Source organism: Serratia sp. Nf2, assembly GCF_003028435.1.
Classification (GTDB): domain Bacteria; phylum Pseudomonadota; class Gammaproteobacteria; order Enterobacterales; family Enterobacteriaceae; genus Serratia; species Serratia marcescens_L.
This window is the reverse complement of sequence record NZ_PYTW01000011.1, coordinates 58,615-80,662: the sequence shown is the minus strand read 5'-3', so window position 1 is coordinate 80,662 and position 22,048 is coordinate 58,615. Positions and strand designations below refer to the sequence as shown.

General features: G+C 61.3%; 16 protein-coding genes and 2 tRNA genes. 10 read left to right on the top strand and 8 right to left on the bottom strand.

What is annotated here, in order from left to right; genetic code table 11:
* Window positions 1–179 precede the first annotated feature (179 nt).
* The 3 genes from ptrA to recD are packed head-to-tail and all read left to right on the top strand — an operon-like array spanning window position 180 to window position 8,463.
* Window positions 180–3,068 carry a pitrilysin gene (gene ptrA, locus C9411_RS21655; protein ID WP_063990786.1) on the top strand — a complete coding sequence of 963 codons (2,889 nt, stop codon included), beginning with the start codon at window positions 180–182 and terminating at the stop codon, window positions 3,066–3,068.
* Complete coding sequence (gene recB / locus C9411_RS21650) at window positions 3,065–6,616, top strand: exodeoxyribonuclease V subunit beta (RefSeq protein ID WP_107227906.1); 3,552 nt, start codon at window positions 3,065–3,067, stop codon at window positions 6,614–6,616. Before ptrA ends, recB begins: the two co-directional genes overlap by 4 nt.
* Window positions 6,613–8,463, top strand: a complete 1,851-nt coding sequence (gene recD, locus C9411_RS21645; RefSeq protein ID WP_107227905.1) for an exodeoxyribonuclease V subunit alpha — start codon at window positions 6,613–6,615, stop codon at window positions 8,461–8,463. The genes recB and recD overlap by 4 nt, the downstream gene beginning before the upstream one ends.
* 37 nt (window positions 8,464–8,500) lie before the next feature.
* On the opposite strand, the gene argA is transcribed toward recD, so the two are convergent.
* A complete protein-coding gene (gene argA, locus C9411_RS21640; RefSeq protein WP_175089959.1) occupies window positions 8,501–9,844 on the bottom strand; it encodes an amino-acid N-acetyltransferase in 1,344 nt (447 codons plus the stop codon).
* A gap of 221 nt (window positions 9,845–10,065) precedes the next feature.
* Between argA and amiC the strand changes: the two genes are divergently transcribed.
* Complete coding sequence (gene amiC, locus C9411_RS21635; protein ID WP_107227903.1) at window positions 10,066–11,319, top strand: N-acetylmuramoyl-L-alanine amidase AmiC; 1,254 nt, start codon at window positions 10,066–10,068, stop codon at window positions 11,317–11,319.
* 90 nt (window positions 11,320–11,409) lie between these two features.
* On the opposite strand, the gene C9411_RS21630 is transcribed toward amiC, so the two are convergent.
* Both C9411_RS21630 and C9411_RS21625 read right to left on the bottom strand, forming a co-directional pair.
* Window positions 11,410–11,486: transfer RNA gene (locus C9411_RS21630), tRNA-Met, on the bottom strand.
* Between the two features lie 57 nt (window positions 11,487–11,543).
* Window positions 11,544–11,620 (bottom strand) — tRNA-Met (locus C9411_RS21625).
* Window positions 11,621–11,836: 216 nt separating this feature from the next.
* Here C9411_RS21625 and mltA point away from each other — a divergent pair.
* Entirely contained in the window at window positions 11,837–12,973 is a 1,137-nt protein-coding gene (gene mltA / locus C9411_RS21620) for a murein transglycosylase A (protein ID WP_063990749.1), read from the top strand.
* An 83-nt stretch (window positions 12,974–13,056) separates the two neighbouring features.
* Window positions 13,057–13,863, top strand: a complete 807-nt coding sequence (gene tcdA / locus C9411_RS21615; RefSeq protein WP_063990750.1) for a tRNA cyclic N6-threonylcarbamoyladenosine(37) synthase TcdA — start codon at window positions 13,057–13,059, stop codon at window positions 13,861–13,863.
* On the opposite strand, the gene csdE is transcribed toward tcdA, so the two are convergent.
* Window positions 13,854–14,288: a cysteine desulfurase sulfur acceptor subunit CsdE gene (gene csdE / locus C9411_RS21610; protein ID WP_107227902.1), complete on the bottom strand. Its 435-nt coding sequence runs from the start codon at window positions 14,286–14,288 to the stop codon at window positions 13,854–13,856. The genes tcdA and csdE overlap by 10 nt on opposite strands.
* A 19-nt stretch (window positions 14,289–14,307) precedes the next feature.
* On the bottom strand, window positions 14,308–15,513 hold the full coding sequence (gene csdA, locus C9411_RS21605) for a cysteine desulfurase CsdA (protein WP_107227901.1): 1,206 nt from the start codon (window positions 15,511–15,513) through the stop codon (window positions 14,308–14,310).
* Window positions 15,514–15,709: 196 nt separating this feature from the next.
* Between csdA and C9411_RS21600 the strand changes: the two genes are divergently transcribed.
* The 4 genes from C9411_RS21600 to rlmM all read left to right on the top strand — a co-directional run bounded on the left by C9411_RS21600 (window position 15,710) and on the right by rlmM (window position 18,781).
* Complete coding sequence (locus C9411_RS21600) at window positions 15,710–15,934, top strand: YgdI/YgdR family lipoprotein (RefSeq protein ID WP_025304050.1); 225 nt, start codon at window positions 15,710–15,712, stop codon at window positions 15,932–15,934.
* A 386-nt stretch (window positions 15,935–16,320) separates the two neighbouring features.
* The gene (locus tag C9411_RS21595) at window positions 16,321–17,238 is read left to right on the top strand and encodes a transcriptional regulator GcvA (RefSeq protein ID WP_025304049.1); all 918 of its coding nucleotides are present in this window, start codon (window positions 16,321–16,323) and stop codon (window positions 17,236–17,238) included.
* 51 nt (window positions 17,239–17,289) lie between these two features.
* Window positions 17,290–17,685 carry a DUF423 domain-containing protein gene (locus C9411_RS21590; RefSeq protein WP_004931896.1) on the top strand — a complete coding sequence of 132 codons (396 nt, stop codon included), beginning with the start codon at window positions 17,290–17,292 and terminating at the stop codon, window positions 17,683–17,685.
* Window positions 17,678–18,781 (top strand): 23S rRNA (cytidine(2498)-2'-O)-methyltransferase RlmM, encoded by a 1,104-nt coding sequence (gene rlmM, locus C9411_RS21585; RefSeq protein ID WP_063990753.1) that lies wholly within the window; start codon window positions 17,678–17,680, stop codon window positions 18,779–18,781. Before C9411_RS21590 ends, rlmM begins: the two co-directional genes overlap by 8 nt.
* A gap of 39 nt (window positions 18,782–18,820) precedes the next feature.
* Here rlmM and xni read toward each other — a convergent pair whose 3' ends face one another.
* The 3 genes from xni to queF all read right to left on the bottom strand — a co-directional run bounded on the left by xni (window position 18,821) and on the right by queF (window position 22,036).
* On the bottom strand, window positions 18,821–19,579 hold the full coding sequence (gene xni / locus C9411_RS21580; protein ID WP_107227900.1) for a flap endonuclease Xni: 759 nt from the start codon (window positions 19,577–19,579) through the stop codon (window positions 18,821–18,823).
* 54 nt (window positions 19,580–19,633) lie between these two features.
* Window positions 19,634–20,998, bottom strand: a complete 1,365-nt coding sequence (gene ppnN / locus C9411_RS21575; protein ID WP_107227899.1) for a nucleotide 5'-monophosphate nucleosidase PpnN — start codon at window positions 20,996–20,998, stop codon at window positions 19,634–19,636.
* A gap of 192 nt (window positions 20,999–21,190) precedes the next feature.
* Window positions 21,191–22,036 carry an NADPH-dependent 7-cyano-7-deazaguanine reductase QueF gene (gene queF, locus C9411_RS21570; RefSeq protein ID WP_063990756.1) on the bottom strand — a complete coding sequence of 282 codons (846 nt, stop codon included), beginning with the start codon at window positions 22,034–22,036 and terminating at the stop codon, window positions 21,191–21,193.
* Between the last annotated feature and the right edge of the window lie 12 nt (window positions 22,037–22,048).

Below are 22,048 nucleotides of genomic sequence, written 5' to 3'. Positions count from 1 at the left end.
ATTCAACCATTGGGGTAATTCCCGGTCTTACATAACGTACAGGCATATACCCGCCGTGTTTCTGGCCGCCACATTGGCGAAGAACCCGGCGAGTACCGATTTGGTTATGTGGTTTTGATGCACGTCGCCAACGTCAGGGAGTGGGCGTAGCGACGTCAGAATAGGGGTTTATTTTGGATATGCGCAGACAGTTGGCCCGTATCGTAGGGCTGGTATTATTGGCTATGTGTTGGGCACCGTTGAGTTGGGCCGCGCAAGGATGGCAACCGCTGGCGGAGAAGATCAACAAGAGCGAACACGACCCGCGTCAGTATGAAGCGATCAAGTTGGCTAACGGCATGACGGTGTTGCTGGTGTCCGATGCCCAGGCACCGAAATCGCTGGCGGCGCTGGCATTGCCGGTCGGGTCGCTCGAAGATCCGAACAGCCAACTTGGGCTGGCGCACTATCTGGAACATATGGTGCTGATGGGCTCCAAACGCTATCCAGAGCCGGAAAACTTGTCCGAATTCCTGAAAAAGCACGGCGGCAGCCACAACGCCAGCACGGCCTCTTATCGCACCGCCTTTTATCTGGAAGTGGAAAATGACGCGCTGGAGCCGGCGGTCGATCGCATGGCCGACGCCATTGCCGAGCCGCTGCTGGATCCGGGCAATGCCGATCGTGAGCGCAACGCGGTGAACGCCGAATTGACGATGGCGCGTTCGCGCGACGGCATGCGTATGGCGCAGGTCGGCGCGGAAACCCTTAACCCGGCGCACCCGAGCGCGCGCTTCTCCGGCGGCAATCTCGATACGCTGAAAGACAAGCCGGACAGCAAGCTGCACGATGAGTTGACCGGCTTCTATAAGCGTTACTACTCCGCCAACCTGATGATGGGCGTTTTGTACGGCAATCAGCCGCTGCCGAAGCTGGCTGACATTGCGGCGAAAACCTTTGGCCGCGTGCCGAATCACGACGCCAGCGTGCCGCCTATCACCGTGCCGGCCGTGACGCCGGAACAGCAGGGCATCATCATTCACTATGTGCCGGCACAGCCGCGCAAGCAGCTGAAGGTCGAGTTCCGCATCGATAACAACAGCGCCGCGTTTCGCAGCAAAACCGATACCTACATCAGCTACCTGATCGGCAACCGCAGCAAGAACACCCTGTCTGACTGGCTGCAGAAGCAGGGGCTGGCGGACGCCATCAATGCCGGCGCCGATCCGATGGTCGATCGCAACGGCGGCGTCTTCGCCATCAGCGTCTCCCTGACCGACAAAGGCCTGGCCCAGCGCGATGAGGTCGTCGCCGCCATTTTCAACTACCTGAAAATGCTGCGCAGCGAAGGCATCAAGCAGAGCTACTTCGATGAAATCTCGCATGTTCTGAACCTGGATTTCCGTTATCCGTCGATCACGCGCGACATGGACTACATCGAATGGCTGGTGGACACTATGCTGCGCGTGCCGGTTGAGCATGCGCTGGACGCGCCTTACCTGGCCGACCGTTATGATCCCAAGGCGATCGCCGAACGTCTGGATGCCATGACGCCGCAAAACGCGCGCATCTGGTTCGTCAGCCCCGATGAGCCGCATAACAAGACGGCCTATTTCGTCAATGCGCCTTACCAGGTCGACAAAATCACGCCACAGCGCTTTACGCAGTGGCAGCAGATGGGCAGCGGCATTTCCCTGTCATTGCCGGCGCTCAACCCGTACATCCCGGATGACTTTACCCTGACCAAGCCGTCTCACGAGTTCAAAAAGCCGGAAATGGTGGTGGATAAACCCGGCTTGCGTGTGCTGTACATGCCGAGCCGTTACTTCGCCGACGAGCCGAAGGCCGACGTCACCGTCGCTTTCCGCAACGCCAAGACCATGGATTCTGCGCGTAACCAGGTGCTGTTCTCGCTGACGGATTATCTGGCCGGCCTCGCGCTGGATCAACTGAGCTATCAGGCATCGGTCGGCGGGCTGAGCTTCTCGACCTCGCCGAACAACGGCCTGATGTTTAACGCCAACGGTTTTACCCAGCGTTTGCCGCAGTTGCTGACGGCGCTGATCGAGGGCTATTCCAGCTTCACGCCGACGGAAGATCAGCTCGCGCAGGCCAAATCCTGGTATCTGGAGCAGCTGGACGCCGCCGAGAAGGGCAAGGCGTTTGAGCTGGCCATTCAGCCGGTGCAGATGGTTTCTCGCGTGCCGTATTCCGAACGCAGCGAGCGCCGCGAAGTGCTGAAAACGTTGACGCTGAAAGACGTGCTGGCCTATCGCGACAGCCTGCTGGCCGAGGCCACGCCGGAGCTGCTGGTGGTGGGCAACATGAGCAAGCAGCAGGTAGACACGCTGGCGTCGACGCTGAAACATCGCCTGGGCTGTACCGGCATCGAATGGTGGCACGGCGAAGACGTGGTGGTGGACAAGAATCAGCTGGCCAACCTGCAACAGGTGGGCAGCAGCACCGATTCGGCGCTGGCGGCGGTCTATGTGCCGACCGGCTACGACGAAGTGACCGGCATGGCCTACAGCTCGCTGCTGGGGCAGATTATTCAGCCGTGGTTCTATAGCCAGCTGCGCACTCAAGAGCAATTGGGGTATGCGGTCTTTGCCTTCCCGATGTCGGTGGGGCGCCAGTGGGGCGTGGGCTTCCTGTTGCAGAGCAACAGCAAACAGCCGGCCTACCTGTACCAGCGCTATCAGGATTTCTACCCGAAAACCGAGAAACGCTTGCGCGACATGAGCGAAGCGGACTTTGAACAGTACAAGCAGGCGCTCATCAATGAGCTGAAGCAGCGGCCGCAAACCCTGAGCGAAGAGGCCAGCCGGTTCGCCAACGATTTCGATCGCGGCAATTTCGCCTTCGATACTCGTCAGAAGCTGATCGCGCAGGTGCAACAGCTGACGCCGGCCAAACTGGCGGATTATTTCCACCAGGCGGTGATCCAGCCACAGGGGCTGGCGGTGTTGTCGCAGGTGAGCGGCAGCGGGCAAGACAAGGCGGATTACGCGGCGCCTAAGGACTGGGTCACTTATCCGAACGCGTCTGCATTGCAGCAGATTCTGCCGCGCAAAGTGGCGACGCCATGACGGAAACTGCCCCGCAGAGGCTGGAGCCGCTGACGCTGCCGCTGTTCGGCGAACGCCTGATCGAGGCGTCGGCGGGCACCGGCAAAACCTTTACCATCGGCGCGCTGTACCTGCGCTTGCTGCTGGGGTTGGGCGGTGAAGCGGCGTTTCCCCGCCCGCTGACGGTTGAAGAAATCCTGGTGGTGACCTTTACCGAGGCCGCCACCGAGGAGCTGCGCGGGCGTATCCGCGACAATATCCACGGGTTGCGCATCGCCTGCGTGCGGGGCGTCAGCGTCAACCCGCTATTTTCGGCGCTGATGGCTGAAATTGACGATTTGACCGACGCCGCCTCGCAGCTGCTGGCGGCGGAGCGGCAGATGGACGAAGCGGCGATCTACACCATTCATGGCTTTTGCCAACGAATGCTGACGCACAACGCCTTTGAGTCCGGCATGCTGTTTGAACAAACGCTGGTGCAGGACGAACTGCCGCTGCGGCGGCAGGCCTGTGCGGATTTCTGGCGTCGCCACTGCTATCCGTTGCCGCTGGGCGTGGCGCGTGCGGTCAGCCAGGAGTGGAGCGGCCCGGAAGCGTTGCTGGCCGATCTCTCCGGCTATCTGCACGGTGAAGCGCCGGCGCTGCGTCGGCCGCCGAAAGAGGAAGAAACCGTCCTGATGCGCCACGAGCAGATCGTCGCGCGCATCGACGCCATCAAGGCGCAATGGCGCGCGGCGGCGGGCGATCTGGAGGCGCTGATCGCCCAGTCCGGCGTCGATAAGCGCAGTTACAGCAGCAAACACCTGCCGAACTGGCTGAACAAGGTCGGCGAATGGAGCGGGCAGGAAACTCAGGACTACCAACTGCCGAAGGAACTGGATAAATTTCGCCAGTCGGTGCTGCTGGAGAAGACCAAGAAAGGCGAGCCGCCTCGGCATGTGCTGTTCACGGCGATCGACAAGCTGTTCGATGAGCCGTTGACGCTGCGTGACCTGATCATGGCGCGCGCGCTCAGCGAGATTCGCACTTCCATTCAGCAGGAAAAGCGCCAGCGCGCCGAGCTGGGGTTTGACGACCTGCTCAGCCGGCTGGACGGCGCCCTGCAAAGCGGCGGCGGCGAACAGCTGGCGCAGGCGATCCGCCAGCGTTACCCGGTGGCGATGATCGATGAATTCCAGGATACCGATCCGCAGCAATACCGTATTTTCCAAAAGCTTTACGTCGGCCGGCCCGATTGCGGCCTGCTGCTGATCGGCGATCCCAAGCAGGCGATTTACGCCTTTCGCGGCGCCGACATTTTTACCTACATGCGGGCGCGTTCAGAGGTGAGCGCCCACTATACGCTGGAGACTAACTGGCGTTCGTCGCCGTCGATGGTCGCCAGCGTCAATCACCTGTTTTCTCAGGTAGAAAAGCCTTTCCTGTTCGGCCAAATCCCCTTTATCGAGGTCAGCGCGGCGGAAAAGAACCAAGGGCTGGCGTTTGACCTGCACGGCAAGCCGCAACCGGCGATGCAGTTCTGGCTGCAGCAGGGGGAAGGCGCCGGTGTAAGTGATTACCAACAGCTGATGGCGCGCCTGTGCGCTACGCAAATTCGCGACTGGCTCAGCGCCGGGCAGCAGGGCCAGGCGTGGCTGCAGGGCGGCAAGGAGCCACGGCCGGTGCAAGCCTCCGATATTACAGTGCTGGTGCGCAGCCGCAATGAGGCGGCGTTGGTACGCGATGCGCTGAGCGCGCTGTCCATTCCGTCGGTCTACCTGTCCAACCGCGACAGCGTGTTCGATACCCCGGAGGCCAAAGACCTGCTGTGGCTATTGCAGGCGGTGTTGGCGCCGGAGCAGGAGCGCACGCTGCGCAGCGCCATGGCCACCGGGCTGATGGGGCTGGACGCGCCGACGCTGGACGGTCTGAGTCGCGATGAGCGTGCCTGGGACGCGCTGGTTAACGAATTCGATGATTACCGCACGCTCTGGCTGCGCCGCAGCGTGCTGCCGATGCTGAGCGAGGTGATGAAAGCACGCCAACTGGCGGAGAACCTGCTGGCCAGCGCCGGTGGCGAGCGCCGCTTGACCGACGTGCTGCATCTGGGCGAGCTGTTGCAAGAGGCGGCGGCGCAGCTCGACAGCGAGCATGCGCTGGTGCGCTGGCTGGCACAGCAGATCGCCCAGCCTAATCGCCAGTCCGATAATCAGCAGCTGCGGCTGGAGAGCGACCGGCATCTGGTGCAGGTGATCACGATTCACAAATCCAAGGGGCTGGAGTTCGATCTGGTGTGGCTGCCGTTCGTCGGCAACTTCCGCCAGCAGCAGCAGGCGCTATATCACGATCGCCACAGTTTCCAGGCGTTGCTGGATCTCGACGCCAATGAAGAGAGCCAGGCCTGGGCGGAGGAAGAGCGGTTGGCGGAAGACCTGCGTCTGCTGTATGTGGCGCTGACCCGCTCGGTGTACCACTGCAGCATCGGCATCGCGCCGCTGTTCCAGGGCACGCGCAAGAAACAGGGCGATACCGATCTGCACCGCAGCGCATTAGGCTATCTGGTGCAGAGCGGGCAGGCCGGCGACGCCGTGTATCTGCAGGAGCGCCTGCAGCAATTGGCGGGCGGCGGCATCGCGCTGTCGCTGGTGGAACCGCCGGATGAAGCACCCTGGCAACCCCAGGCGTCGCTGACCGAAGCGCTGGAGGCGAAACGTTTTACCCGGCGGATCCAGGATTTTTGGCGGGTGACCAGCTATACCGGTTTGCAACAGCACGGCGCGAGCCTGATGCAGGATCTGCTGCCGCGTCTGGATGTCGACGCCGCGGGCGAGCGGGGTGAGGAGAGTGAGCCAGCGCTCACACCGCATACCTTCCCGCGCGGCGCAACGCCCGGCACCTTCTTGCACAGCCTGTTCGAAACATTAGATTTCACTCAGCCGTTGGACGAACAGTGGCTGATGGAACAGCTGCAACAGCAAGGCTTCGCCGAGCATTGGCAGCCGATTTTGCTGGCGTGGATGCAGGTGCTGCTCAATACGCCGCTCGACGACAGCGGCGTGACGCTGGCGGCGCTGAGGCCGCAGCACAAGCAGGCCGAGCTGCAGTTTTATTTGCCGATCAACCGGCTGTTGCAGGCGAAGGAGCTCGATGCCCTGGTGAAGCGTTACGATCCGCTTTCCGCACGCTGCCCGGCGCTGGATTTCTATCAGGTGCAGGGCATGCTGAAAGGCTTTATCGACCTGGTGTTCTGCTGGCAGGGCAAATACTACCTGCTGGACTACAAGTCCAACTGGCTGGGGGAAGACAGCAGCGCCTATACCCGGCCGGCGATGGAGCAGGCGATGGCGGAGCATCGTTACGATCTGCAATATCAGCTGTATACGCTGGCGCTGCATCGTTATCTGCGTCATCGGTTGCCGGATTACGATTACCGGCGCCATTTTGGCGGGGTGATTTATCTGTTCCTGCGCGGCGTGGATGCGGCGCACCCGGGCAATGGCATTTTCACCTGCCTCCCCGAGTTTGAGCTGGTGGAGGGGATGGATCGCTTGTTCAGCGGCGAAGCTGCGGCGACGGAGGAAGGATTATGATCGCACTGCTGGAGCAGGCGGTGGCGCTTGGCGTGCTGCGCCCGCTGGACGTGCAGTTCGCCCGCGTGGTGGCGAACGAAGACGAGCCCGATATTTTGCTGGCCGCCGCCTGCTTGAGCGCAGAGGCGGGGGCCGGTCACGTCTGCCTGATGCTGGAACAGCTGCAGGCGGACACGCTGTTTGAAGGGCGCCAGCCGGCGTTGGCGCTGGCGGTGTGGGAGGCGGCCGGGCGACCGGATAGCGCGCGTTGGCAGCAGCGTTTGGCGGCCAGCGCGGCGGTCGGGGACGGCAGCGGCGCGACGCCGCTGGTGCTGCGCGAGCCGCGCTTGTATCTGCAGCGCATGTGGCAAAACGAAGGTGAAGTGGCGGCGTTTATCGGCGGCGAAGGCGAGTCGCTGGCGGTGCCGGAGGCTGAGCTGCGCACCATTCTCGACCGCTTGTTCGGCGCGGCGAGCGACGAACCCGATTGGCAGAAGATCGCCGCCGCAGTGGCCGCTACGCGGCGTATCGCGGTCATTTCCGGCGGGCCTGGCACCGGTAAAACTACCACCGTCGCCAAGCTGTTGGCGGCGCTGGTGCAGCTGGATGAAGGCGCGCGCTTGCGCATTCAGCTGGCTGCACCAACCGGCAAGGCGGCGGCGCGCCTGACGGAGTCGCTTGGCAGCGCCAGCCGTCAGTTGACCCTGACCCCGGCGCAGCAGGCGCTATTCCCGACGGAGGCGGCGACGTTGCACCGTCTGTTGGGGGCGCAACCGAACAGTCAGCGCATGCGCTATCACCGTGGCAACCGGCTGCATTTGGATGTGCTGGTGGTGGATGAGGCCTCGATGGTCGATCTGCCGATGATGGCGCGCCTGATTGCCGCGCTGCCCGATCGGGCGCGGGTGATTTTCCTCGGCGACCGCGATCAGTTGGCCTCGGTGGAGGCCGGCGCGGTGCTGGGGGATATTTGCCGCTTTGCCGAGCAGGGATACAGCGACGCGCGTGCCGCAGAGCTGAGCCGCCTGACCGGCTGTTCGCTCGCAGGGCGGCAGGCCGACGCGGAAGCGGCGGTGCGCGACAGCCTGTGTCTGCTGCGCAAGAGCTACCGTTTCGATACCCGTTCCGGCATCGGTCAGCTGGCGTTGGCGGTCAACGCCGGTGCGGGGGATCGCGCGCTGGCGGCATTAAACGGCAGTTTCGACGATGTCGCGGGCTATGCGCTGGCGACGAGCGAAGAGTATCAGGCGCTGTTGGATGCCTGCGTAGCGGGCTATCGCGATTATTTGCGGCTGACCGCCGAAGGCGCGGACGCGGCGGCGGTGCTGGCGGCCTTTGGCCGTTTTCAAGTGTTGTGCGCGCTGCGTGAAGGGCCGTTCGGCGTCGCCGGCCTGAATGATCGTATTGAGCTCGGGCTGCAGCGTGCCGGTCTGATCGACCGCAAACCGGGCGTGCTCGGCCGCTGGTACCGGGGGCGGCCGGTGATGATCGGCCGCAACGACAGCGCGCTGGGGCTGTTCAATGGGGATATCGGCATCACGCTGCCGGATGAGCACGGCGATCTGCGCGTGCATTTCCAACTGCCGGACGGCAGCATCAAGTCGGTGCAGCCGAGCCGTTTGCCGGCACATGAAACCGCCTATGCCATGACGGTGCACAAATCTCAGGGATCGGAGTTTGACCATACGGTCCTGGTGTTGCCGAATCACTTCCTGCCGGTGCTGACGCGTGAGCTGGTCTATACCGCGATCACTCGCGCGCGTAAGCAGCTCTCGCTGTATGCCACGGAGGCGGTGTTGCTGCGGGCCATTCGCATGCCGACCCAGCGTCGCAGCGGATTGGCTGAACGGCTGCAGGCGACGGAATAAGCGTTGAAGGGGCGCGGCAACGGCCGCGCCGCGGGGATTACAGATCGGCCAGCAGGATTTTGGAACGGCGCTGGTAGTTGTACAGCGCCTGCTTTTGCATCGGCAGCACGTCGACTTCCGCCGGGGTGAATCCGCGCTCCTGGAACCAGTGGATGCTGCGGGTGGTCAGCACGAACAGCTTCTTCAGCCCCATCTGCCGCGCCTGATTTTCCACCCGTTGCAGCAGCATTTCGCCGCGTGATGAGCTGCGGTAATCGGGATGCACTGCGACACAGGCCATCTCACCGATTTTTTCCTCTAAGAACGGGTACAGCGCCGCGCAGGCGATGGTCAGGTTGTCGCGTTCGATAATGGTGAACTTGTCGATTTCCATCTCCAGCTGTTCACGCGAACGGCGCACCAGAATACCCTGCTGTTCGAGCGGCCGGATCAGTTCCAGGATGCCGCCGATGTCGTTGATCGTTGCCCGGCGCACCTGCTCGGCGCTTTCCATCACGATTTGGGTGCCGATGCCGTCGCGCGAGAACAACTCCTGCACCAGCGCGCCGTCCTCCTGGTAGCTGATCAGGTGGCTGCGGCGCACGCCGCTGCGGCAGCCTTTCACCGCGCCGCGCAGGAAGCGCACGGTGCCGGAATGGTAGTCGCCGCCTTCCTCGAGCTCTTCAAGGCGCTTTTGCGCGTCGTTGGGGAACAGCTCGGAAAGGATGTTGCCTTCCGAGTCGGTCACGCCTTGCGAGGAGCAGAAACCGATCATTTTTTCCGCTTTCAGCTTGATCGCCAACTGGGTAGCCACTTCTTCCGAAGTCAGGTTGAAGCTCTCACCGGTGACCGAAACCGCGACCGGGCCGATCAGCACGATGGCGTTGCTGTCGAGCTGGCGATGGATCGCGTCTTCATCGATGCGGCGAATGCGGCCGCTGTGGCAATAGTCGATGCCGTCATCGATGCCCAGCGGTTGCGCGATGATGAAGTTGCCGCTGACCACGTTAATGTGCGCACCCTGCAGCGGCGTGTTGTTGAGACTCATCGACAGCCGGGCGGTGATGTCAAGCTGCAGCAAACCGGCGGCCTGCTTGACCAGTTCGAGCGTATGGGCGTCGGTCACACGGGTGTGCTTATGATAGATCGGCTCATAGTTATGCTGCGCCAGATTGGCGTCGATCTGCGGCCGTGCGCCGTAAACCACCACCAGGCGAATGCCCAGACTATGCAGCAGCCCGATATCGTTGACGATGTTGGAGAAATTCTCGTGTTCGATGGCTTCCCCGCCGAGCATGATGACAAACGTCTTGCCGCGGTGGGCATTGATATAGGGGACTGAGTGACGGAATCCTTGCACCAGCTCTGTACTACGTTCCTTCACGACAAACCTCTTTTGCATATTTATACGGTATTTTTGTATTTTTATTCTTTTATTGTGCCGATGGCAAGCAAGAAATCGTCATGAGAAGTGCGCTAAGGGTGCTAAATCGTTAATAAATTGAAAAACCATAAAAAGATTTTCTGATGACAGGGCTGGAATGATTGGTTAAAGTTTTCGGCATCCCCATTTCATTGGTGTTTTTTTCATCTGTTGTAAACAGCTATTACTGCCGGAGCCGCATGCCAAACTCTAATCACAATCTGGGCCGCCGTCGTTTATTACAGGGGGTTGCCGCCAGCTGGTTGCTGAGTGTGAGTCGCACGGGCTTCGCTGCGTCATCGCACGTGATCGCCGTGCGCGTCTGGCCGTCCTCCACCTATACCCGCGTCACGCTGGAATCCAACGTCGAACTGAAATACAAACAGTTCGCCCTGACTAATCCCGATCGCGTGGTGGTGGATATCGAAGGCGTCCACCTCAACAGCGTGCTGAAAGGCATCGCCGGGCAGGTGCGCGCCGACGATCCGTATCTCAAGCAGGCGCGCGTCGGCCAGTTCGATCAGAATACCGTGAGGCTGGTGCTGGAGCTCAAGCAGAGCGTCAGCCCACATATTTTCACGTTGGCGCCGGTGCCGGAGTATCGCAACCGTCTGGTGATGGATCTCTACCCGACCAAGGGCGGCGGCAGCGGCGAGGAGTATGATCCACTACTGGCGTTACTGGAAGATTACAACAAGGGCGATCTGGAGCGCACGCTGCCGCCGGAAGCGCCGCAGGCCGGCAAAGCGGGGCGCGATCGGCCGATCGTCATCATGCTGGATCCTGGCCACGGTGGTGAAGATCCCGGCGCTATCGGCAAGTACAAGACGCGCGAGAAAGACATCGTATTGCAGATTGCCCGCAAGCTGAGCGCCATGATTAAGCGCGAGCCGAACATGAAAGTATTCATGACGCGCAACGAAGACGTGTTTATCCCGCTCAAAGTGCGTGTCGCCAAGGCGCGCAAGCAGCGCGCGGATTTGTTCGTTTCGATTCACGCCGACGCCTTTACCAGCCGCGCAGCGCGCGGTTCATCGGTGTTCGCGCTGTCCACCAAGGGCGCCACCAGCTCGGCGGCCAAGTTCCTGGCGCAGACGCAGAACGCCTCGGACCAAATCGGCGGCGTCAGCAAGAGCGGCGACCGTTATCTCGACCACACCATGTTCGATCTGATCCAGACCGCGACCATCAACGACAGCCTGAAGTTCGGCAAGGAAGTGTTGAATCGGATGGGGAAAATCAACCGGTTGCACAAGAATCGCGTCGATCAGGCCGGTTTTGCGGTGTTGAAGGCGCCGGATATCCCGTCGATCCTGGTGGAGACGGCGTTTATCAGCAATATCGAAGAGGAGCGCAAGCTGCGCACCAGCCATTTCCAGCAGCAGGTGGCGGAGTCGATTCTGGCGGGCATCAAGGCTTATTTCGCCAACGGCGGCGCGCTGGCGAGCCGATAGAAGCAGGGCCGGGCGCGAGTCCGGCTATTTTTGCGGATTGCAGATACAAAAAAACACCCGTCAGGGTGCTTGTCTGTTTTCATCAAGAGTTGGTTGCGGAGGCCGGATTTGAACCGACGACCTTCGGGTTATGAGCCCGACGAGCTACCAGGCTGCTCCACCCCGCGTCCGTATAATACTTTGTTATCGAAGCCAAACGCAAATACCGCCAATGCGGCATCGGTTGGTTGCGGGGGCCGGATTTGAACCGACGACCTTCGGGTTATGAGCCCGACGAGCTACCAGGCTGCTCCACCCCGCGTCCGATGGATGCGCACTATACTCTCCGTGCGTTTTGTTGCAAACCCTTTTTGCATTTTATTGGCCTAAACCCGTTTTTCTGCTGGATTTGCCCGCAATTTGCCTTCTTTTTCATCACCATCCTCCGTGCGGCTTTTTTTATTTGCAGCGATTCCTTTATCAATGAGCGTTTGTTATCGTTCAGCCGGTAGATCATATCAGTTTGAGAGTGTGCGCGATGAAAGGACGTTGGGGCAAATACCTGCTGGGCGGGTTGATGGTGGCGGTGTTGGCGGGCTGTTCGTCCAAGCCGACCGATCGGGGTCAGCAATATAAAGACGGCCGTCTGGATCAATCGCTGGAGCTGGTCAATCAGCCCAACGCCAAAGGTTCGCCGGTCAACGCCAAGGATTACTCGGATCAGCTGATGGAGATCAAGTACGCGTCGCCTTCGCTGTTTAACCGCAACAACGGTACCTATCAGGCGGTGCAAAGCTGGATGGCGTCCGGCGCCGACACGCGCATGCTGAGTCAGTACGGCCTCAGCGCTTACCAGATGGAAGGCGTCGACAATTTCGGCAACGTGCAGTTTACCGGCTACTACACGCCGGTGGTGCAGGCGCGCTATACCCAACAGGGCGAGTTCCGCTATCCGCTGTACCGCATGCCGCCGAAGGGCAGAGGCCGCTTGCCGGATCGCGCGGGCATCTATTCCGGCGCGCTCGACGATCGCTATATTATCGCTTACACCAACTCGCTGATGGACAACTTCATGATGGAAGTCCAGGGCAGTGGCTATGTCGACTACGGCAACGGCCAGCCGCTGGTGTTCTTCGGCTACGGCGGCAAGAACGGTCACGCCTATCGCAGCATCGGCAAGGTGCTGATCGATCGCGGCGAAGTGGCCAAGGCGGACATGTCGATGCAGGCGATCCGTCAGTGGGCGGATACCCACAGCGCCGCAGAGGTGCGTGAGCTGCTGGAGCAGAATCCGTCGTTCGTGTTCTTCCGCCCTGAAGCTTTTGCGCCGGTGAAGGGCGCCAGCGCGGTGCCGCTGATCGCCAAAGCCTCGGTGGCCTCCGACCGTTCGCTGATCCCGGCGGGCACCACGCTGCTGGCCGAAGTGCCGCTGCTGGACAACAAGGGTAAATTCACGGGAAAATACGAGATGCGCCTGATGGTCGCGCTCGACGTGGGCGGCGCCATCAAGGGCCAGCATTTTGACATGTATCAGGGCATCGGGCCGGAAGCCGGCCACTCGGCGGGGTATTACAACCACTATGGCCGCGTCTGGGTGCTGAAGAACAACGGCGGTGGCCAGTTGTTCAGCGCCAATCAGTCAAACGGCGGCGGTTCGTTGCTGGCCACCCGCTAAACGCATACGGCGTGAAAGAGTGACCCGCAAGGGCCGGATTTTCCGGCCCTTATCATTTGCATTACGAAGGTAATTAAAGCGTTATGAGCACAGCTTATTCGGAAGCCTATCTGCAGCGTTTCGGCGGCACGGCGCGGTTGTACGGCCAGCAGGCGCTGGCGGTGTTCGCGCAGGCGCACGTCTGCGTGATCGGCATCGGCGGCGTGGGTTCCTGGGCGGCTGAGGCACTGGCACGCACCGGCATCGGCGCCATCACCCTGATCGACATGGATGATGTCTGCGTCACCAATACCAACCGCCAGATCCACGCGTTGCGTCAGCATGTCGGGCAATCGAAAACCGAGGTAATGGCGGAGCGTATCCTGGCGATCAACCCGGAATGCCGGGTGACCTGCATCGACGATTTCCTCACCCCGGACAACGTCGCCGAGCTGCTGGACCAGAACTTCAGCTACGTCATCGACGCGATCGACAGCGTGCGGCCGAAGGCGGCGTTGTTGTCATACTGCCGCCGCTTCAAGATCCCGGTGGTGACCACCGGCGGCGCCGGCGGGCAGATTGACCCGACCAAGATTGAAGTGGCCGATCTGGCGAAAACCATCCAGGATCCGCTGGCCGCCAAGCTGCGCGAGCGGCTGAAGCACGATTTCAACGTGGTGAAAAACGGCAAGGGCAAGCTGGGTATCGACTGTGTCTTCTCCAGCGAGCCGCTGGTTTACCCGCAGCCGGACGGTTCGGTGTGCGCTTCACGCAGCACGGCGGAAGGGCCGAAAAGAATGGATTGCAGCGCGGGGTTCGGCGCGGCGACCATGGTCACCGCGACCTTCGGCTTCGTCGCCGTGTCGCACGCGCTGAAAAAGATGGTGGCGAAGGCGGCGCGTCAGGCGTAACGGGCGGCGATCGCCTTTACGGCGGCGGCCAACGCCGCCAGGCCGCTGGCGCGGGTGGCGCTCAGCTGCGCGCGCAATGCCAGGCGGTCGAACAGCGCCAGCGGATCCAATGCGGCGATCTGCTGCGGCGTTTTCCCTTCCACTTCGGTCAGCAGCACTGCCAACAGGCCGCGCACGATGCGGCCTTCGCTGTCGCCATAGAAGTGCAGCGTGCCGTCTTCCAGCAACTGGTGCCCCAACCAGACGCGGTTTTCACACCCGCTCAACGCCATTTCTTCACTGTGCAAAGCCTCCGGCAGCGGCGGCAGCCGTTTCGCGAGCATGATCAGCTGGCGGTAGCGGTCTTCCCACTGTTTCAGCGCGCTGAAGGTGGCGATCAACGCTTCGGCGGTGATCTCTCGGCCGAAAGGATGGGGGGCGAGCATAGTGTCTCCGGGAATCAAGTCAATCGGCCAGCAGATCGAGGGCGTGAGTCAACGCGCTGACCAGCGTATCGACGTCCTGTTGCGTATTGTAGGGGGCGAACGACGCGCGCAGCGTACCGCTGACGCCTAACGCCGCCATCAGCGGCTGCGCGCAGTGCTGGCCGGCGCGTAGCGCAATGCCTTGCTCCGCCAGCAGCGTGACGATGTCGCTGTGGTGTACGCCGGCGATATCGAACGCCAGCAGGCTGGAGCCGGAGCTGCGGAAGCTGCGAAAGCCCGGCAGCTGCGCCAACCGCTGCTCCGCCTGGTCCGCCAGCTCGCGGCTGTAGCGCTCTGCCGCCGCCATGTCCTGCTCGCTGAGCCAGGTGAGCGCCGCGGCCAAGCCCAGCACGCCGGCGATGTTCGGCGTGCCGGCTTCGAAGCAGTGCGGCGGTTTTTGCGGGGTAAAACCGTCGAACGACGCCTGGGTCAGCATCTTGCCGCCGCCTTGCCAGGGTGCCATCTGCGCCAGCAGCTCGGCTTTGCCGTACAGCGCGCCGATGCCGGTCGGGCCATACAGCTTGTGGCCGGAGAAGGCGTAGAAGTCGATGTCGAGCTGCTGGACGTCGGCCGGGCCGTGAACCACGCCCTGTGCGCCGTCGATCATCACGCGTGCGCCGGCGGCATGGGCCATCGCGATCGCCGGCGCCAGATCCGGGCAGCCGCCGGTGACGTTGGACATTTGCCCCAGCGCCAACAGGCGGGTTTTGTCGTTGAGCAGGGCGGGCAGCTGTGTCAAATCCGGCAACCGATTGGCGCCGATCGGCAGTTTCACCACCCGCGCGCCGGTTTGCTCCGCCACCATCAGCCAGGGGATCAGGTTGGCGTGGTGTTCCGCTTCGCTCACCAGAATTTCATCGCCCGGCTGCAGACGCGGACGCAGGTAGCTCTGCGCCACCAGGTTGATCGCCTCGGTGGTGCCGCGCGTCCAGACGATGTCGTCGGCCGACGGCGCATTGATTAACTGCGCCACCTGGCCGCGCGCCCGTTCGAAACGGGCGGTCAGATCCTGCGCCGCCCGATGCTGGCTGCGGTGCACAGTGGCGGCGTCATCGCGATAAAATTGTTGCGTGGCGTCGATCACCGCCTGCGGTTTCAGCGCGGTGGCGGCGCTGTCCAGATAGATACCGTCCTGCGCGAGCGCGGGAAACTGTTGGCGAAAAAGGCTGGGGTTAAAAGGCGTCATACCCTGATTGTCACTGGCTTGAGTCGATGGGTGATCCTGTCCTATTTTGCCGCCGGAGACAAGCGATCCCGCCTATTAGGACTTATCGCCTGGCAAAATTGGGAAAGTTTGTTATGCTATTAAATGTGCGCTTATTAATCGCATCTATACACATAAAAGGTATTTATCAGCATTTAAAACTAAAAAGGAGTCCTCAATGAAGAAAACAGCCGCAGTTCTCTCTGCCCTGATGCTTACGTTCACTCTGGCCGCCTGTTCCAGCAACTACGTGATGCATACCAATGACGGACGCACCATTGTCGCTGACGGCAAGCCTAAAGTGGACAACGATACCGGCATGATCAGCTATAAAGACGCCAATGGCGTCGAGCAGCAGATCAACCGCGCCGATGTGAAAGAGATGGTTGAAAGCAACCAGTAACCGTCAGGCAAAAAAAAAGCACCGCAAGTTTTGCGGTGCTGCATAAAATCACTATGGACAGACAGGGTAAATGTACAGGAAGTGAAAAAACAGTAGCCTAGCTACCATGTCCGGAATCGCCGGACAATTTGCAAACACAACATCACAACCACAAGCCAAAAGTTCATCGGCGTCCTCGACACCCACTCCCTTTTCGTTCCGGCCCGGGAAGTGCCGCCACTATAGGTATTTGCTGGCGCATCCTCAACGGACAAATTATAATGGCTCGGATTAAAAAAACTAATGGCAATATGCCGTTAGCGTTTACCGATGGCTTGCCACACAAAGCCGCCCGATTTTCGGCGCCGAATCATTCGGATTAATGTTACACAAAAGTAGCTAATTTAATGTCTAAACGCTTACCTCCTCTCAATGCGCTGCGCGTGTTCGATGCGGCCGCTCGCCACCTGAGTTTCACCAAGGCGGCGGAAGAGCTGTTCGTGACCCAGGCCGCGGTGAGCCACCAGATCAAGTCGCTGGAGGACTTCCTCGGGCTGAAGCTGTTTCGCCGGCGCAATCGCTCGCTGCTGCTGACCGAAGAGGGCCAAAGTTATTACCTCGATATCAAGGAGATCTTCTCTTCGATCAACGAGGCGACGCGCAAGCTGCAGGCGCGCAGCGCCAAGGGGGCATTGACCGTCAGCCTGCCGCCGAGCTTCGCCATTCAGTGGCTGGTGCCGCGCCTGTCCGGCTTTAACTCAGCTTATCCGGGGATCGACGTGCGCATCCAGGCGGTGGACCGCGAAGAGGACAAGCTGGCGGACGACGTCGACGTGGCGATTTTCTACGGCCGCGGCAACTGGCCGGGGCTGCGCGCCGAGCGCCTGTATGCGGAATATCTGCTGCCGGTGTGTTCGCCGAGCCTGCTGACCGGCGATCATCCGCTGAAAACCGCCGAGGATCTGGCTTATCATACGCTGCTGCATGACGTTTCACGCCGCGACTGGCTGGCCTATACGCGCCAATTGGGGTTGCAGCACATCAACGTGCAACAGGGGCCGATTTTCAGCCACAGCGCCATGGTGGTGCAGGCAGCGGTGCACGGCCAGGGCGTGGCGCTGGTGAACAACGTGATGGCGCAAACCGAGATTGAAGCCGGTCGCCTGGTGTGCCCGTTCAACGATGTGCTGGTCAGTAAAAACGCTTTTTATCTGGTATGTCATGACAGCCAGGCAGAACTGGGTAAAATAGCCGCCTTCCGGCAGTGGATCCTGGCGCGTGCCGCCAGCGAACAAGAGAAGTTCCGCTTCCGCTACGAACAATAAGGCCGGCCGCCGCCTTGCCGCGGCCGGTGATTTTTAATGGGATAGATCACGATGAGCAGCCGTTCCATGCTGGTTTTCGCCGCTATCAGCGGCTTTGTGTTTGTCGCGTTGGGCGCATTCGGCGCGCATGTGTTAAGCGGTACGCTCGGCGCCAACGAAATGGCCTGGATCCGCACCGGGCTTGAGTATCAGGGGTTCCACACCCTGGCCATCCTGGCGCTGGCGGTCGCAATGCAGCGCCGCGTGAGCCTGTGGTTTTACTGGAGCGGAGCGCTGTTGGCGTTCGGCACCGTGTTGTTCAGCGGCAGCCTCTATTGCCTGGCGCTGTCGCACCTGAAGGTCTGGGTATACATCACGCCGGTTGGCGGCGTGTGCTTCCTGATCGGCTGGATATTGATGTTGATTGGCGCTTTGCGTCTGAGGAAAAAGGCCGAGCGCCATGAATAAGATTGCGTTGTACTGCCGTCCCGGCTTCGAAAAAGAGTGTGCGGCGGAGATCACCGACAAAGCCGCCCAGCGGGAGATTTTCGGCTTTGCGCGGGTAAAAGAGCACAGCGGTTACGTGCTGTTCGAATGCTATCAGCCGGATGATGCTGACCGCCTGGCGCGGGAAATTCCGTTCCGTGAACTGATTTTTGCTCGCCAGATGATCGTGGTGGGCGAGCTGCTGCGCGATCTGCCGCCGGAAGATCGGGTATCGCCGATCGTCGGCATGTTGATCGGCGTGGTTGATCGCGGCGGCGAGCTGCGGGTGGAAGTGCCGGACACCAACGAAAGCAAAGAGCTGATGAAGTTCTGCCGCAAGCTGACGGTGCCGCTGCGCGCCGCGATGCGCGAGCAAAAGGTATTGATGGCGCGGGAGAACCCGACTCGCCCGGTGGTGCACGTGTTCTTCATCGCGCCGGGTTGCTGCTATGTCGGTTACTCCTATAGCAACAACAACTCGCCGTTCTACATGGGCATTCCGCGTCTGCGCTTCCCGGCCGATGCGCCGAGCCGTTCGACGCTGAAGCTGGAAGAAGCGTTCCACGTGTTCATCCCCGCCGATGAGTGGGACGAACGCCTGGCCAGCGGCATGCACGCGGTCGATCTGGGCGCTTGCCCGGGCGGCTGGACCTATCAGCTGGTGAAACGCAGCATGATGGTGCATTCGGTGGATAACGGCCCGATGGCGCCGAGCCTGATGGAAACCGGCCAGGTGACGCACCACCGCGCCGACGGCTTCAAGTTCGAGCCGAACAGCAGCAAGATCTACTGGCTGGTGTGCGACATGGTGGAGAAACCGGCGAAGGTGACCAGCCTGATGATTCAGTGGCTGCTGAAAGGCTGGTGCCGCGAAGCGATCTTTAACCTCAAGCTGCCGATGAAAAAGCGCTATGAGGAAGTGTCGCAAAACCTGATGAGTATCCGCGAAGCGCTGGGCGCTGCCGGCATCAGCGTCGAAGTGCATGCCAAGCAGCTGTATCACGACCGCGAAGAGATCACCGTACACGTGCGCCGCATGTGGTCGGCGGTGCCGGGCCGGCGCGACGAGCGCGATTAATCGCGTTAAGCTTGATGAAGGGCGCTGCTTGCAGCGCCCTTATTGTATCGGCAGGCGCAACTGCTGCAGGTTGCCGTCCAGCGACAGATCGGTGCGCAGCGTGGCGACGTGTTTGCTGACGTAGGCCAGCTCGCGGTGCTGCTCCAGCTTGCCGCGCCATTTCTCCGGCACCTTTTCCAGGTGCTGATAGAGCCCGTCCAGACTGCCCGACTGCTGCAACAGCAGCACGGCGGTTTTCGGCCCGATACCGGCCACGCCGGGGATCTTGCTGCTGCCGATCCCCGCCAGCCCCCAATAGTCCGGCAGTTGCTGCGGCTGTACGCCGAACTCCTGCTGCACGAAAGGCATATCCAGCCAGCGTTTCTGGAAGTAATCGCGGATCTGTACGTTCGGCGCCAATAGCTGGCAGTAGCCTTTGTCGGTGGAGACGATGGTCACCTGGTGGCCGCCGCCGGCGACCTTGGCCGCCAGCGTAGCCGCCAGATCGTCCGCTTCGTTGCCGGGAGAATGCCAGCTGGCGACGCCCAATTCGGCGAAGGCCTCGCGCAGCTGCGGCATCTCCTGCTGCAGGTTTTCCGGCATCGGCGAACGCCCGGCCTTGTAGTCCGGCAGAAGTTGGTGGCGCCAGCTGTCGCTGCGATCGTCCTCGTCGAAGACCGCCACCGCGTGGGTCGGGCGGCTGTGTTGGATCAGCTGCTGCAGCGCGTGGCGGCAGGCATTGACGCAAGGGGAGCCCTGCACGGCGTGAATGCGGCGGATGAGGTTCAGGGCGTCGACAATCAGTAGGTGTATCATCATGGGCGGCAAGGTCAGAAAAAACAGGGCGGCTGTTACGCCGCCCGGGATTGAGGGTCAGGCTACGATTTCGTAGCAGGGCACATAGGCGCTGCCCGGTAGCTTCATGCGGTGCTGGGCGACAAAGCCCTGCAGCAGGCTGTCCATCTGCTTCATCATCTGCGGTTCGCCGTGCAGCTTGTACGGGCCGAACTGCTCGATGGCGTGGATGCCGTTTTCCTTCACGTTGCCGGCCACAATGCCGGAGAACGCGCGGCGCAGCGCGGCGGCCAATTGCTCCGGCGGCTGGTTCGGATACAGGTTGAGGTTCGCCATGTTCTCGTGGCTCGGCTCGAACGGCAGCTGCAGATCCGGCGCGATGCGGATCGACCAGTTGAAGCTGTAGGCGTCGCCGGTATTGCGGCGGTTTTCCTTCACCAGAGGCATGGCTTTTTTCATCTGCCGCGCCACTTCCGCCGGATCGTCGATGATGATGGTGTAATGGCGGCGCGCTTCGTCGCCCAGCGTGTTCATGATGAACTCGTCTAGCACGCGGAAGTAGTCGGCGCTTTCTTTCGGCCCGGTCAGAATCAGAGGCAGCACCTGTTCGCTGTTCTCCGGGTTCATCAGGATACCCAGCAGGTACAGCAGCTCTTCGGCGGTGCCGACGCCGCCCGGGAAGATGATGATGCCGTGCGCGATGCGCACGAAGGCTTCCAGGCGTTTTTCGATGTCCGGCATGATCACCAGCTCGTTGACCAGCGGGTTAGGCGGCTCGGCGGCGATGATCGACGGCTCGGTCATGCCGATGAAGCGGCTGTTACGGTAACGCTGCTGCGCGTGACCGACCGCCGCGCCTTTCATCGGCGCTTCCATGGCGCCCGGCCCGCAGCCGGTGCAGATGTTCAGCTCGCGCAGGCCCAGCTGGCTGCCGACCTTGCGCGCGTACAGGTATTCGTTTTCGTTGATCGAGTGGCCGCCCCAGCACACCACCATATTGGGATCTTCATCCAGATGCAGCGTGCGTGCATTGCGCAGGATTGAGAATACCAGGTTGGTGATGTGGGCCGAGTTTTCCAGGTTAAGGTGCTGGAAACGGCCGGCGCTGGCGATTTGGCCGTGCACGAACAGGATGTCGCGCAGCACGGCGAACAGGTTGGCCTGCAGCGAGCGGATGAGGCGGCCGTCGACGAACGCCTCTTCCGGCGGGTTGACCAGCTCCAGCTTCACCCCGCGCTCGCGGCGCAGCACGTTGATGTCGAAGGTTTCATAGCGCGACAGCAGCTGCTTGCTGTTGTCGGTCTGGCTGCCGGAGTTCAACACGGCCAGCGAACAGTTGCGGAACAGGCGGTACAGGTCGCTGCTGGCGGTGCGCTTCAGCATGTCTACTTCCAGCTGCGACAATAAATCCATAGAGCCAAGCGGGCTGATGTGTGTAATCAAGGTAACTCCTTTGCACCCGGTGCGGGGCAGTAGTAATCCATACGCAGCAAAACAGCATCTCGTTATGGTTGGCGTGCTGCGGCACAGCGGGCGCTCTGCCCGGCCGCAGCCTCGTTTTAACCTTACCGCCGTCCCTGTGCTTTTACCAACACAAACCGCTCGTTAGCTCAGTTGTTGAGCAATGTTTCGCACTTATTGGCGCGCCAGGCGGCCGTGCTCGGGGGCGAATTCGACGTTGCTGCGCCACGGGTTGATGTCCAGCCCGCCACGGCGGGTGTAGCGGGCGTAAACCGTCAGGCTTTGCGGCCGGCAATAGCGCATCAGATCGTTGAAGATGCGCTCGACGCACTGCTCGTGGAATTCGTTGTGGTGGCGGAAGGAGACCAGGTAGCGCAGCAGCGCTTCGCGATCGATCTTGCCGCCGCGGTAGCTTATCTGCACCGAGCCCCAGTCAGGTTGATGGGTGATCAGGCAGTTGGACTTCAGCAGATGGCTGACCAAGCGCTCTTCCACCACCTCTTCATCGGCGGCGTTCAGCAGGTAGTCGGCGTTGAACTCATAATTGTCGATGCGGATATCCTGCTGATCGATGCAGTCGCCGGCCAGGCGGGCGATCGGCGTGCCTTCCAACTGCTCGACGCTGAACAGGGTGACGCTCACCTCGCCCTGCGCGCAGGCGGACAGATCGCGCTCCAGCGTGCTGCGCACCGTTTCCCAATCGGCGAACGGGGTTTGGTTGAAGCTGTTGAGATACAGCTTGAAGCTTTTCGATTCGATCAGGTTCAGGCTGTCGGCGTTGAGGCTGATTTCACCGACAGCCACCTGCGGCAGTCCGTTGGCGTTCAGCCAGGAGAGCTCGTACAGCGTCCAGATGTCCGCGCCGTGGAAGGGCAGGTTATCGGGGTACAGCCCCAGCGGCTCGCGGTTCATGCTGCGCGGCACAGCCTGCAGCAGCGTGGCGTCGTAGCGGTCGCGGTAGGCGGTGGGTTTGCCCAGCGTCAGCCCCGACAGGGCCTGGTGGTCTTGATATGAGGACATCTGCTGTCACCT

What these genes read in the sequence shown, in the direction of transcription:
- recD (WP_107227905.1), top strand. Translation starts at nt 6,613, where the DNA reads ATGATCGCACTGCTGGAGCAGGCGGTGGCGCTTGGCGTGCTGCGCCCG.
- C9411_RS21595 (WP_025304049.1), top strand. Translation starts at nt 16,321, where the DNA reads ATGTCTAAACGCTTACCTCCTCTCAATGCGCTGCGCGTGTTCGATGCG.
- C9411_RS21600 (WP_025304050.1), top strand. Translation starts at nt 15,710, where the DNA reads ATGAAGAAAACAGCCGCAGTTCTCTCTGCCCTGATGCTTACGTTCACT.
- argA (WP_175089959.1), bottom strand. Translation starts at nt 9,844, where the DNA reads ATGCAAAAGAGGTTTGTCGTGAAGGAACGTAGTACAGAGCTGGTGCAA.
- C9411_RS21590 (WP_004931896.1), top strand. Translation starts at nt 17,290, where the DNA reads ATGAGCAGCCGTTCCATGCTGGTTTTCGCCGCTATCAGCGGCTTTGTG.
- csdE (WP_107227902.1), bottom strand. Translation starts at nt 14,288, where the DNA reads ATGCTCGCCCCCCATCCTTTCGGCCGAGAGATCACCGCCGAAGCGTTG.
- recB (WP_107227906.1), top strand. Translation starts at nt 3,065, where the DNA reads ATGACGGAAACTGCCCCGCAGAGGCTGGAGCCGCTGACGCTGCCGCTG.
- ptrA (WP_063990786.1), top strand. Translation starts at nt 180, where the DNA reads ATGCGCAGACAGTTGGCCCGTATCGTAGGGCTGGTATTATTGGCTATG.
- amiC (WP_107227903.1), top strand. Translation starts at nt 10,066, where the DNA reads ATGCCAAACTCTAATCACAATCTGGGCCGCCGTCGTTTATTACAGGGG.
- mltA (WP_063990749.1), top strand. Translation starts at nt 11,837, where the DNA reads ATGAAAGGACGTTGGGGCAAATACCTGCTGGGCGGGTTGATGGTGGCG.
- xni (WP_107227900.1), bottom strand. Translation starts at nt 19,579, where the DNA reads ATGATGATACACCTACTGATTGTCGACGCCCTGAACCTCATCCGCCGC.
- tcdA (WP_063990750.1), top strand. Translation starts at nt 13,057, where the DNA reads ATGAGCACAGCTTATTCGGAAGCCTATCTGCAGCGTTTCGGCGGCACG.
- rlmM (WP_063990753.1), top strand. Translation starts at nt 17,678, where the DNA reads ATGAATAAGATTGCGTTGTACTGCCGTCCCGGCTTCGAAAAAGAGTGT.
- csdA (WP_107227901.1), bottom strand. Translation starts at nt 15,513, where the DNA reads ATGACGCCTTTTAACCCCAGCCTTTTTCGCCAACAGTTTCCCGCGCTC.
- queF (WP_063990756.1), bottom strand. Translation starts at nt 22,036, where the DNA reads ATGTCCTCATATCAAGACCACCAGGCCCTGTCGGGGCTGACGCTGGGC.